Here is an 11981-nt window from a genome sequence, read left to right as displayed (position 1 = left end):
CGGACCGCTTGGCGATGGCCGCCAGAACCGACGCTGGACAGGCCCCGACGACGATCGAACGACGCGGCGGCCTAGCCGCGCTGCCGTCCACCTCGCGCCATGCTGGAGAAAACGCCGTCCCGGTAAATCCACGCATGAACCAGAGCGGCCGACAGATGGGCCAGCACGACGACGAACAGCAGTCGCGCCAATAGACCATGCGCATCGCGCAACCACGCAAAGAGCGTCGGACTGGCCGGTACGATCGCAGGCAGGTTGACGCCCTTGAACAGCACGATCGGGAACCCGCCCGCCGACAACAAGGCCCAGCCGATCAGCGGCAATGCCAGCATCAACGCATACAGTGCCCAGTGCGACGCTTTCGCTGCGAGCACCTGCCAATGCGGCAAGCTTCGCGGCAACGCCGGCGGCCGGCTGCGCAACCGGTTCGCGACGCGCAGCAGCGCCAGCACGAGGATCGCGATACCCAGCGGCCGATGCAGGTCGATCAGCCAGATCCGGTGATGCAACGACGTCATCATGCCGGCGCCGATGAACAGCATGGCCAGGATCATTGCGGCCATCAGCCAGTGCAGACCGCGCGCCAGCGCGTTGAAATGGCGGGGTGCATCGCCGCTCGTGATCTTCCGCGTATTCATTTGACCTCCTGCTTGCCGACCGCTTCGGTCGCCTTGCCGTAGCCGATTTCGCGTTCGCGGCGATTGAACGAATGCGCGTACGCGCCCGAACGCGCGTTCAGGATCGGATCGTTCGAGACCTCGACGCCCGCGGGCACGATCGACGGATCGAAGTTGATGTCGCGGCACGCGCCCTCGGCCTGTTCGACGACGCGCATCATTTCCAGCGTGCCGGCGACGAGCTGCTTGCGATCGGCCGGCCACGGCTGCGACGCATCGTCGACCGGATCGCCCGGCTGCGCCAGTTGCAGCACGTAATCCCAATAGAGCGGCTTTCGCGCGAGCCGCTCGCGCACGCCTTCGAACAGGAAGTCGTGGTCGGCCTTCTGCCGCTGTGCATCGCTCATCGGCATGAACGGATCATGCGGGCGCATCATCCAGCGCACCGGCTGCCGGTGCCCGTCGGCGCCCACGAGATAGAAGGCATTGACGCTGTAGAACGTCGCGCCCGCGAAACTGCCCGGAGCCGGTTCCTGCGCCGCCCATTTCATGAACTTCTCCGCCTCCGGGTAGGCTTTCAGAAACGCGGAGAGCCGCGCCGGGTCGGGTTGGCCGGTGGCCGGATCGGGCGCGGTCGCCTGCTGCATGGCCAGAAAGCCCTCCGGTTCGTGTGTCGCGAAGTACGGCTGGTTGTTCATCGCCATGCGCCATTGCTGCTTGTCATCGGTCGTCAGCAGCAGAGCCATGCTCAGCGTCGTCGTGGAGCTGTCCGCCGCGTACGGGCTGCCGGTGCCGATCGAGAGCCGACCGACGACCGGGATATCCGCCTGCGTGAACACACGCGCGGTCGACAACGGCACCGCCGCGCGGTCGGGACGGAAGGTGCCGGCGAAGCAGACGCCCTTGCCGTGCGCGCGGCGAAAGCCTGCCGGAAACGGCTGTGGGGTTTCCGACACCAGCGATACGCTGGTCGTACGCGAACCGATCCAGCCGGCCGTCCACGCAAGGGTCGACGTCAGTACGCCGGCCACGGCGGCAATCGCCGCCAGCGCCCCCCACGTGCGTTTCGACGTGAAATCCAGTTTTGACATAGATGGTTTTTCATCCCGTTGGGTCGTCGTGCGTGCCGCGCCGTGTTTTGCCTGGCGCGGCCGTCGATGCATGAAGCGCATGGCTGCGCTCACGGGCGCCGTCGGGTGCCCACGATCGAATCGATTGAGGTACGAACGCGGGCAGCGACGGCAGACTGCGGCAGTCGCTACGCGCATTGCATACGAAAATCTTAGCGACGGGGTAACAGCGGAGCCATCAGACCAGGCTGAAATCGCAGGCCGCATGTAGGACCAGTCCGGCGGGACGGTGCCGTCACACGCGCTCGAATGCGACAACGATGGAACCGTGCATGCCGGTATCGCCCCATCCAGCGATACCGGCCCGGCGTCATCGAGATGGCCGGCAATCAGCCGGCATGCGGCGCCGAAGGCGCGGACATCGCCACGGGTTGCGCCCACGTGGCCGCCGCGAGCTGCACGCGCGCATCACGCGCCACCCGATTGAACGCCACGCGCTGCGCGCCCTTCAGTTTCGTCGCTTGGGCGGCGTGCACAAGTTCGATCGGATCGACGAGGCGCGCATGCCGGCGCACCTCGAAGTGCAGATGGGGGCCGGTCGCCGTTCCCGTGCTGCCGACCGCGCCGACGCGTTGACCGCGCATGACGCGCGCGCCGGTTCGCAACGTCGGCTCGAACGCCGACAGGTGCGCGTAGTACGACGCGTAACCGCCGTCATGGCGAATCACCACGTACTTGCCATAGCCGCGCGGCTCGGTGCCGATGAACGTCACGACGCCGCGCTCCGACGCATGCACCGCGCGGCCCGCCGGCGCCGCGAGATCGACGCCCGAATGCACGTGACGCGCGCCGCTCACCGGATGCACACGCGCGCCGAATGTCGAGCTGATGCGCGTCGCGGCGACCGGCATCGCGAAGCGTGCGCCGCCGAGTGGCATGCCGTCGAGGTCGTAATAGGCGCCCGGCGAGCCGGCCTGCGCGGCGAACCACACGGCCGCGACCTGCTGCCCGCGAAAGCGGACGTCGAGCGCCGTCACGCGTACGCGGCCCGGCCGCGTGGCGTCGTGGTCGGGCTCGAATGCCACGCGGAAAGTGTCGCCCTGCGCGCCGCGCTGCTTCGGATCGACGCGCCCGGCCAGCATGCGGACGATCTGCGCGGCGACGCCGGCCGGCAGATCGGCGCGCGCCAGCGACGCGTGCAGGCTGCCGACGATCGCGCCGGCGCGCGTGCCGCGATCCGGTTGCGCGAGCGTGAACGGCTCGGCGGAGGCCAGATCGACCGGACCGTGCGCGAACGCCGGCTGCGCACCCGTCGCTGGCAACGCCGATGCCAGCCCGTAATCGAACCGCGCCGCATAGCCGCGTTCGACCGCACCGCGCGCGGTATCGCACAGCACGCGATATGCAACGCAGGCGCCGAAGCGCGCCACCGGATCGTCGCGCCCGGTGCCCGTCGACACGTTCCACGCATGCGACGCATAAGCGACGTCGAGCGGCGCGGCGGACGATGCACGCAGGCCGCCCCACGTCGTGCGCGCGGAATTGAAGAAAGGCACGTCGCCAAGATCGATGGTTTCCGCCGTCGCGGGCGCGGCCGGCGCGGCGTCGTGAAACGCCTGCGCTGCCGCGCCCTGTGCGCCGGCCACGCAGGCCGCCGCGACGATGCCGCGCAGGAACGCGCGACCGATCGGAAAACGGTGAACGCCGCGTGACGCGGGTCGACCTTGCTCGCGTGCGACACGGAAACGCAGGTCTGACCGCATGACGTCGTCACTCGCTATTCAATGAAAATCGGGAAAAAACCGGGCGTCGCGGAGGAACGATCGTCGCGATCCGGCTACTCGACAGCGAGTGTATCGGCGTGGTCGAAACGGCTGAATAGGACTCGTCTTATTTGTTCAAAAAGCCGCTTAATACTCGTACTAAATCAGCGCAGCCGGCACGTCACGCATTCGCGCGAAACCGGCGGTGCCGTGTACAGTCGAGGGCTACCGGCGCGCGACACGCGCCGCGCATCGTGTCTTCAACACCGGAATCCCGTCATGTTTCTCGATCAACTTCATCCGGAACGCTGGACGTTCCTGTGGAACGCGTTGTCCACCCTCTCCCTCAAGCTGTCCGCGGCCCTGGCGCTGCTCGTCGCCGGCTGGTGGCTGTCGAAACGCATCGGCAACTGGCTGAACCGGCTGCTCTCGAACAAGGAGCGCGTCGACGACACGCTGCGGCCAATCCTCTGCGACGTCGCGGTGTGGGGCATCCGCATCGTCGCGATCGTCGGCGCGCTGTCGCAGCTCGGCATCGAAACCGCGAGCATCGTCGCGGTGCTCGGCGCAGCCGGCCTGGCCATCGGCTTCGCGCTGCAGGGCACGATGCAGAACATCGCGGCCGGCATCATGCTTCTGCTGCTGCGGCCGTTCAAGGTCGGCGACTACATCGACGGCGGCACGGGCGTCGCGGGCACCGTCGAAGAGGTCGGGCTCTTCATGACGCGCCTGACGAAGCCGGACGGCATCTGCGAGTACGTGCCGAACAGCGCGCTGTGGGGCAGCTCGATCCGCAACTACACGCGCAACCCGACGCGCCGCCTCGATCTCGAAGTGGAAGTGTCCGTGCATGACGATATCGATCGCGCGCTCGCTGCGCTGCGTGCGCTGGCCGTGGCCGATCCCGACGTGCTGCAGGACCCCGCGCCGGACGTGATGGTGATGCGCTTCGACGACAGCACGGCTGTCGCGAACATGCGCGTGTGGACGCATACCGACCAGTTCTGGGCGATGCGCTGGCGTCTCGCGCGCCAGGTGCGCAAGACGCTCGCCGACGCGGATTGCGCGCTGCCGATCCGCACGCGGGAGCTGCACATCGTGCACGACGCGGCGCGCCGCGCGGACGAGGCGCGCGTGCGGGTCTCGTGACGCAGCGGGGCGCGGCGCGCCCCGGCCGCGGCGTTACATCCGGACGATGTCGAGCAGCGCCTTCCTGCCGCTCTTGTACGTGAACACCGAGATCGCGCCGTGCTTCAGGTCGCCCTGCGGCGTGAAGCTCGTTTCGCCGATCACGCCGCGATAGTCGGTGGCCGGCATCGCGGCCAGCACCTTCGCCGGATCCGTCGAGTTCGCGCGCTTCATCGCGTCGACGATGATGTAGACCGCGTCGTACGAGAACGGCGCATACACCTGCATCGGCTGGTGATAACGCGCTTCGTAGCGTTTCGCGAACGCCGCGCCGCCCGGCATCTTCTCGAGCGCGATGCCGGCCTCGGAACACACGACGTTGTCCGACGCCGGGCCGGCGAGCTTCGGCAGATCGGTCGAGCACACGCCGTCGCCGGCCAGGATCTTCGCGCGCATGCCGAGCTGGCGCGCCTGCTTCGCGAGCGGCCCGCCCGTCGCGTCCATCCCGCCATACATGATTGCGTCGGGGCTCGCGCCCTTGATCTTCGTGAGGATCGCGCGGAAGTCGATCGCCTTGTCGTTCGTCGCGTCGCGCGACACGACCTTCATCCCGGCCGCCTTCGCGGCCTTCTCGAATTCGGTCGCGAGGCCCTGCCCGTACGCGGTCGAATCGTCGACCACGGCGACCGTCCTGATCCCCATGTTCTTCGCCGCATACATCGCCAGCGCCGGTCCCTGCTGCGCGTCGGTCGCGACGACGCGATAGGTCGTCTTGAAGCCCTGCTGCGTATACGTCGGGTTGGTCGCGGCCTGCGAGATCTGCACGACGCCGCCGTCGCGATACACGCGCGACGCCGGGATCGACGTGCCCGAGTTGTGATGGCCGACGACGCCGACGACCTTGTCGTCGACGAGCCGCTGCGCGACCTGTGTCGCGGTGCGCGGATCGCCCGCGTCGTCCTGCGCGTCGAGCTGCAGCGTGACCTTCCTGCCGCCGATCACGAGCCCCTTCGCGTTGATTTCCTCGACCGCGAGCCGTGCACCGTTCTCGCTGTCCTTGCCGAGGTGCGCGATCGCGCCGGTCAGCGGCGCGACGTGCCCGATGCGCACGACGTCGTCCGCCTGCGCGGCCCCCGCAGGCAGCGCGCACGTCAGCGCAACCGCGGTGGCGAATACCGTCTTGTGATGCCGATTCATGCTCGTCTCCTTCCTTGTCGCGCTTCGTTCGTGTTCGGATCCGTCATTCGCCGAAGGTCGTGCCGCGCTTACGCACGCCCTTCGAATCCCAGCAATACGTTCACCGCGTTGATGCCGATCTCGTCGACCATGTAGCCGCCTTCCATCACGAACAGCGTCGGCAGGTTCAGGCGCGCGAGCGTCTCGCCGATCCGCAGGTAGTCGGGCGAGCGCAGCTTGAAATGGCTGATCGGGTCGTGCTCGAACGTGTCGACGCCGAGCGACACGACGAGCAGGTCGGGCGCATGCTTCGCGATCGCCGCCGCGGCGTGGTCGAGCGCTGCCGAGTAGGTGTCCCACCGCGTGCCCTTCGGCAGCGGCAGGTTCAGGTTGAAGCCCGCGCCGACGCCCGCGCCGCGCTCGTCCGCGTAGCCGGAGAAGTACGGATACGACACCGACGGTTCGCCATGCAGCGACGCGAACAGCACGTCCGACCGCTCGTAGAAGATGTCCTGCGTGCCGTTGCCGTGGTGGAAATCGACGTCGAGCACCGCGACGCGCGCCGCGCCGCGCGCGATGCCGTGCTGCGCGGCGATCGCCGCGTTGTTCAGGTAGCAGTAGCCGCCCATGTACTCGCGCCCCGCATGGTGGCCGGGCGGGCGGCACAGCGCGAACGCGGCGCGCGCGCCGCCGCCCGACAGCAGGTCGGCGCCGGTCAGCGCCGAGTTCGCGCTCGCGCTCACCGCGTCCCATGTGCCGGCGTTGATCGGCGCGCCGGCGTCCATCGCGAAGAAGCCGAGCTTGCCGTCGATGAAGCCGGGCGGCGTCGCGGCCGCCGGCATCGCGCGCACCGGCCACACGAGCGGCAGCGCCTGGCAGGTGCGGCCGGTCGCGGTCCATTCGTCCCATGCGCCGGCGAGGAAGTCGACGTAGCGCGCGCTGTGCGCGCCGGCATAGCTCGCCCGGTCGAACGCACGCGGCGCGATCACGTCGCCGAGGCCGGCCGCGCGGACCTGCGCGAGCACCGTTTCGGCGCGAAGGGGGTGTTCGAACGACTCGGTGATCGCGCCGTCCTTCAGTTCGACGCCGCGATGCAGGTGGTGATCGCTGCTGTAGACCGTGAGCATGGTTGACCGTTGCAGGGATGACGGGGAAAGGGGTTGGCAACAGTCTATTGAGGCCGCCCGGCAATAGCTTTGCTTTTCAGCGCTTCGTTTTGTACAATTTTGAGAAAACTGTCTACGGAATGCCGGATATGAGCAAAAATCGCGCTTCAGTTGAACTGGACGGCGTCGACCGCGCGATGCTCCGCCTGTTGCAGGAAGACGGCGCGCTGTCGAACGCCACGCTCGGCGAGAAGCTGTCGCTGAGCGTCACGCCGTGCTGGCGCCGCCGCAAGCGGCTCGAGGACGAGCACGTGATCACCGGCTATCAGGCGAACCTCGACCGGCGCGCGCTCGGCATGAACGTGTTCGCGTTCGTGCAGGTGACGTTCAACATGCATTCGGGCCAGGATTCGGATCACTTCGAGGACGTGATGCGGCGTCACGACGAAGTGACGTCGTGCCACAAGATCACCGGCGCGGCCGACTACATCCTGCAGGTCGTCGCGGCCGATCTCGACGCGTATGCGGAATTCGTCGAGCGCGTGCTGCGGAAACAGGCCGGCGTGTCGTCGATCCAGTCGAGCCTCGCGTTGCGCGAGGTGAAGTTCTCGTCGCGCGTGCCGGTGCCGGACGCGTGACCGGTCATGCTTTGCAGACGCCCGCACACGGGCATCCGCCGCCGATCGTCATCCCATGGAGCGCTACCCGATGAAACGTTACTCACCCGCCGCGTCGTTTGCCGCCGCGATTGCCTGCGCATTCGCATTGAGCGCCTGTGCGACGCCATCGTCCACGCCGGCCAATGCGTCCGCGCCGGCCGACACTGCCGCGCAAGCGGCCCCGCCGCGGGTCGGCGGCGATCGCGACGCGCACGGCTGCATCGGCTCGGCCGGCTACGCATGGTGCGAACGGACCCGGCAGTGCGAGCGTCCGTGGGAACTCGCGAAGGCGCAGGGGTTCGCGAATTCGGCGCAGGCGTATGAGCAGTTCTGCCGGAGCGGCGGAGCGAAGTGAAGTGAACTGATGTAGCCGTGAACGGGTCGCGGTGCAACGCCGCGACCCGGTGACGTTCCGGTCTGTTGCATGGTCTGCGTGACCGTCCATTCCGCCCCGTTGATCCCGCTCGATTTTCCCGCGTCGCACACCGTCATTCCGGAAACCCGGACGCGCAAAAAACCCCACGAAAACAGGGATATTCGTCGCCTGCGACACGTTGTCCGAGTTCGGTTATATTACGCGCCCCTTGCCATCCCGCCCCCGCAAAACGTGTCGCGCGCGGCCGCTTTCGACGCAGCCTGAAGCGCCGTCCGCTCAGGCCCGCCACCCGGGCCGGGCGCGTGGCGCACCGTCGCGACGCAGGCCCTTGCCTGTTCGCGGGAAACCGATCCGAAGGTGTCCTTCCGAATCGCTTCGTATGCGCCAATGCAACGGCGTGCAGCGTCGATCCGGAATTCCGGATTCGTGGTCCGGATCTCCGGACCCGTGTTTCGACACGACGGAACCGCGCGCCGGGCGGCATGGCAAACCGATGCATCCAAGTTGAAAAAGGGATCTGCTGTGATCAAAACGTTACGGGTAATACTGTCGGCGCTCGCGCTGTGCGTCGCGACATCGTCGGCGCACGCCGCCGACACGAAGAAGGTCGACGTCCTGCTGGTGGGCGGCGGCATCATGAGCTCGACGCTCGGCGTCTGGCTGCACGAACTCCAGCCCGACTGGTCGATGACGATGGTCGAGCGCCTCGACGGCGTCGCGCTGGAAAGCTCGAACGGCTGGAACAACGCCGGCACCGGCCACTCGGCGCTCGCCGAGCTGAACTACACGCCGGAGAAGGCGGACGGCAAGGTCGACATCTCGAAGGCCATCGAGATCAACGAGTCGTTCCAGATCTCGCGCCAGTTCTGGGCGTGGCAGGTGAAGCAGGGCGTGCTGAAGAACCCGCACTCGTTCATCAACTCGACGCCGCACATGAGCTTCGTCTGGGGCGACGACAACGTCCGCTTCCTGAAGAAGCGCTACGAAGCGCTGCAGGCGAGCCCGCTGTTCCGCGGGATGCAGTATTCGGAAGACTACGACCAGATCAAGCAGTGGGTGCCGCTGATGATGGAAGGTCGCGACCGCAACCAGAAGGTGGCCGCGACGTGGACGCCGATCGGCACCGACGTGAACTTCGGCGAGATCACGCGCCAGTTCGTCGGCTACCTGAAGACGCAGCCGAACTTCACGCTGTCGCTGTCGAGCGAAGTGCGCGAGATCACGCGCAACGCCGACGGCACGTGGCACGTGTCGTGGGTCAAGCTGCACTCGGATGAACCGCCGCAAGCCGTCGACGCGAAATTCGTGTTCATCGGCGCGGGCGGCGGTGCGCTGCACCTGCTGCAGGCGTCGGGCATCCCCGAAGCGAAGGACTACGGCGCGTTCCCGGTCGGCGGCTCGTTCCTCGTGACCGACAACCCCGAGGTCGTGAAGCAGCATCTCGCGAAGGCCTACGGCAAGGCGTCGGTCGGCTCGCCGCCGATGTCGGTGCCGCACCTCGACACGCGCATCATCGACGGCAAGAAGATCATCCTGTTCGGGCCGTTCGCGACGTTCTCGACCAAGTTCCTGAAGAACGGCTCGTACTTCGACCTCGCGAAGAGCACCAACCTGCACAACGTCGCGCCGATGATGCGCGTGGGCGTCGACGAATTCCCGCTGGTGCAGTACCTCGCCGGCCAGCTGATGCTGTCCGACGACGACCGCTTCAACGCGCTGAAGGAATACTTCCCGAACGCGAAGAAGGAAGACTGGCGCCTGTGGCAGGCCGGCCAGCGCGTGCAGATCATCAAGCGCGACCCGGTCAAGGGCGGTGTGCTGAAGCTCGGCACCGAGATCGTCGCGTCGCAGGACGGCAGCATCGCGGGTCTGCTCGGCGCATCGCCGGGCGCGTCGACCGCCGCGCCGATCATGCTGAACCTGATGAAGAAAGTGTTCAAGGACAAGGTCGCGACGCCCGAGTGGCAGCAGAAGATCCGACAGATCGTGCCGAGCTACGGCACCAGGCTGAACGACAGCCCGGCGAAGGTCGTCGAGGAATGGACCTACACGAGCGACGTGCTGCAACTGTCGCCGCCGCCGAAGATCGACCTCGGCGCGCCGTCGCAGGCCACCGGCGCCGCGCCGGCCCGCCCGGCGAAGGCGTCGGCCGACATGGCGCTGTAACGCGCCCGATGCAGCGCGACACCCGCGCGGCACCCATGCGGCACCGTGATGCCGCCCGACACGGCCGCCCTCCGGGGCGGCCGTTTTTCCTGGTGCGCGCCGGGCGAAAGCACCGGCTTCCGCTAGAATTGCGGCACGCGCGACGCCGTCGCCGTCCGATCCATCATCCGCATCGACCCAACCCGAGCCACCGCCGGTGCGGCCCGCGCCCGAGCCGCGCGAGCGCCGCCCGCCGTGGCCGCGCCCGCCCGGGCGCGCCATCAATCGAATTCAGCTGGAGAAAGACCGTGTTTACCTGCCGAAACCAGAGCTGCGGCACGCAGTGGGAGCAGTCCGACGTCGTCATCAAGGACGAAGGCCAGGGGCTGCTGTTCCGCTGCCCGCTGTGCGGCGCCCGCAACTATCTCGAACGCTTCGAGGACGACGAAGGCAACGTCGTCTACGAGCAGATGGAAGGCCGACCCTACCTCGGAGACCTGTCTTGACCCAACCGACCGCCACGCCGTTCAGCGCGCTGCCGCTGACGCCCGCCACGCTCGCGAACCTCGCGCAGCTCGGCTATGTCGACATGACGCCGATCCAGGCCGCGAGTCTGCCGATCGCGCTGGCCGGCCAGGACCTGATCGCGCAGGCGAAGACGGGCAGCGGCAAGACCGCCGCGTTCTCGCTCGCGCTGCTCGCGCGCCTCGATGCGCGCCGTTTCGACGTGCAGGCGATGATCCTGTGCCCGACGCGCGAGCTGGCCGACCAGGTCGCGCAGGAAGTGCGCCGCCTCGCGCGCGCCGAGGAGAACGTGAAGGTGCTGACGCTGTGCGGCGGCACGCCGATGCGCCCGCAGGCGCAGAGCCTCGAGCACGGCGCGCACATCGTCGTCGGCACGCCGGGCCGCATCATGGATCACCTCGATCGCGGCAACCTGAAGCTCGACGCGCTGAATACGCTGGTGCTCGACGAAGCTGACCGGATGCTCGACATGGGCTTCTTCGACGACATCGCGAAGGTTGCGCGGATGTGTCCGACGACGCGCCAGACGCTGCTGTTCTCCGCGACCTATCCGGACGGCATCGCGAAGCTGAGCCAGCAGTTCCTGCGCAATCCGAAGGAAATCAAGCTCGCGGAACGCCACGACGACAGCAAGATCCGCCAGCGCTTCTATGAAGTGACCGAGGACGAGCGGCTGCACGCGGTCGGCCAGTTGCTGAACCACTATCGGCCAGTGAGCACGATCGCGTTCTGCAACACCAAGCAGCAGTGCCGCGACCTGCTCGACGTGCTGCACGCGCAAGGCTTCCATGCGCTCGCGCTGCACGGCGAACTCGACCAGCGCGAACGCGACCAGGTGCTGATCCAGTTCGCGAACCGCAGCTGCTCGGTGCTGGTCGCGACCGACGTCGCCGCGCGCGGGCTCGACATCGCGCAGCTCGAAGCGGTGATCAACGTCGACGTGACGCCCGACCCCGAAGTGCACGTACACCGCATCGGCCGCACCGGCCGCGCGGATCAGGACGGCTGGGCGCTGAGCCTCGCGAGCATGGACGAGATGGGCCGCGTCGGCGCGATCGAACAGGCGCAGAAGCGCGAGGTCGAATGGCATCCGCTCGCCGAGCTGAAGCCGGCGGACGACAGCGTGCTGCTGCCGCCGATGGAAACGCTGCAGATCCTCGGCGGGCGCAAGGACAAGATCCGCCCGGGCGACGTGCTCGGCGCGCTGACCGGCGACGCCGGGTTCGACGGCAAGCAGATCGGCAAGATCAACGTGACCGAGTTCTCGACCTATGTCGCGATCGAGCGCGGCGTCGCGCGCGACGCGCTGCGCAAGCTCAATGCGGGGAAGATCAAGGGCAAGCGCGTCAAGGTCCGGTTGATGGACGAGGAGTAAGCGGGCCGCGGCGTGGGCGGTCGCAGTACCGCCGGGCGCCG

The 11981-nt window shown here is 67.7% G+C and carries 11 protein-coding genes; 6 read left to right on the top strand and 5 right to left on the bottom strand.

Annotated features, from left to right (window positions below):
• Positions 1–71: 71 nt before the first annotated feature.
• From DTA15_RS06110 to DTA15_RS06100, 3 genes are all read right to left on the bottom strand, one after another.
• A complete protein-coding gene (locus DTA15_RS06110; protein WP_006490835.1) occupies positions 72–638 on the bottom strand; it encodes a cytochrome b in 567 nt (188 codons plus the stop codon).
• Positions 635–1801, bottom strand: coding sequence for a catalase family peroxidase (locus DTA15_RS06105; RefSeq protein WP_227743175.1), 1167 nt, complete (start codon positions 1799–1801; stop codon positions 635–637). The genes DTA15_RS06110 and DTA15_RS06105 overlap by 4 nt, the downstream gene beginning before the upstream one ends.
• A gap of 275 nt (positions 1802–2076) precedes the next feature.
• Positions 2077–3450 carry a M23 family metallopeptidase gene (locus tag DTA15_RS06100; protein ID WP_006490838.1) on the bottom strand — a complete coding sequence of 458 codons (1374 nt, stop codon included), beginning with the start codon at positions 3448–3450 and terminating at the stop codon, positions 2077–2079.
• A gap of 279 nt (positions 3451–3729) precedes the next feature.
• Between DTA15_RS06100 and DTA15_RS06095 the strand changes: the two genes are divergently transcribed.
• Positions 3730–4599, top strand: a complete 870-nt coding sequence (locus DTA15_RS06095) for a mechanosensitive ion channel family protein (RefSeq protein ID WP_012493024.1) — start codon at positions 3730–3732, stop codon at positions 4597–4599.
• A gap of 33 nt (positions 4600–4632) precedes the next feature.
• On the opposite strand, the gene DTA15_RS06090 is transcribed toward DTA15_RS06095, so the two are convergent.
• Positions 4633–5775, bottom strand: coding sequence for a branched-chain amino acid ABC transporter substrate-binding protein (locus tag DTA15_RS06090; protein WP_006490823.1), 1143 nt, complete (start codon positions 5773–5775; stop codon positions 4633–4635).
• A 68-nt stretch (positions 5776–5843) separates the two neighbouring features.
• Complete coding sequence (locus tag DTA15_RS06085) at positions 5844–6881, bottom strand: histone deacetylase family protein (RefSeq protein ID WP_006493206.1); 1038 nt, start codon at positions 6879–6881, stop codon at positions 5844–5846.
• Between the two features lie 128 nt (positions 6882–7009).
• Here DTA15_RS06085 and DTA15_RS06080 point away from each other — a divergent pair, with 128 nt between their 5' ends.
• From DTA15_RS06080 to dbpA, 5 genes are all read left to right on the top strand, one after another.
• Positions 7010–7498, top strand: coding sequence for an Lrp/AsnC family transcriptional regulator (locus tag DTA15_RS06080; RefSeq protein ID WP_006483264.1), 489 nt, complete (start codon positions 7010–7012; stop codon positions 7496–7498).
• Between the two features lie 70 nt (positions 7499–7568).
• Entirely contained in the window at positions 7569–7874 is a 306-nt protein-coding gene (locus DTA15_RS06075) for a hypothetical protein (RefSeq protein ID WP_006483262.1), read from the top strand.
• 543 nt (positions 7875–8417) lie between these two features.
• Positions 8418–10061, top strand: coding sequence for a malate dehydrogenase (quinone) (gene mqo, locus DTA15_RS06070; protein ID WP_012493023.1), 1644 nt, complete (start codon positions 8418–8420; stop codon positions 10059–10061).
• 287 nt (positions 10062–10348) lie between these two features.
• Positions 10349–10546, top strand: coding sequence for a hypothetical protein (locus DTA15_RS06065; protein ID WP_006483193.1), 198 nt, complete (start codon positions 10349–10351; stop codon positions 10544–10546).
• On the top strand, positions 10543–11940 hold the full coding sequence (gene dbpA, locus DTA15_RS06060; protein WP_006483214.1) for an ATP-dependent RNA helicase DbpA: 1398 nt from the start codon (positions 10543–10545) through the stop codon (positions 11938–11940). The genes DTA15_RS06065 and dbpA overlap by 4 nt, the downstream gene beginning before the upstream one ends.
• Positions 11941–11981: the final 41 nt, after the last annotated feature.

The sequence above is a fragment of the Burkholderia cenocepacia genome (assembly GCF_900446215.1).
In the GTDB taxonomy this organism is placed as follows: Bacteria; Pseudomonadota; Gammaproteobacteria; order Burkholderiales; family Burkholderiaceae; genus Burkholderia; species Burkholderia cenocepacia.
This window is presented reverse-complemented; position numbering and strand designations above follow the sequence as displayed.

Bases quoted from the DNA above. Each gene is read 5' to 3' on its own strand.
- DTA15_RS06110 (WP_006490835.1), bottom strand. From the start codon at position 638: ATGAATACGCGGAAGATCACGAGCGGCGATGCACCCCGCCATTTCAAC.
- DTA15_RS06100 (WP_006490838.1), bottom strand. From the start codon at position 3,450: ATGCGGTCAGACCTGCGTTTCCGTGTCGCACGCGAGCAAGGTCGACCC.
- DTA15_RS06095 (WP_012493024.1), top strand. From the start codon at position 3,730: ATGTTTCTCGATCAACTTCATCCGGAACGCTGGACGTTCCTGTGGAAC.
- DTA15_RS06090 (WP_006490823.1), bottom strand. From the start codon at position 5,775: ATGAATCGGCATCACAAGACGGTATTCGCCACCGCGGTTGCGCTGACG.
- DTA15_RS06085 (WP_006493206.1), bottom strand. From the start codon at position 6,881: ATGCTCACGGTCTACAGCAGCGATCACCACCTGCATCGCGGCGTCGAA.
- DTA15_RS06080 (WP_006483264.1), top strand. From the start codon at position 7,010: ATGAGCAAAAATCGCGCTTCAGTTGAACTGGACGGCGTCGACCGCGCG.
- DTA15_RS06075 (WP_006483262.1), top strand. From the start codon at position 7,569: ATGAAACGTTACTCACCCGCCGCGTCGTTTGCCGCCGCGATTGCCTGC.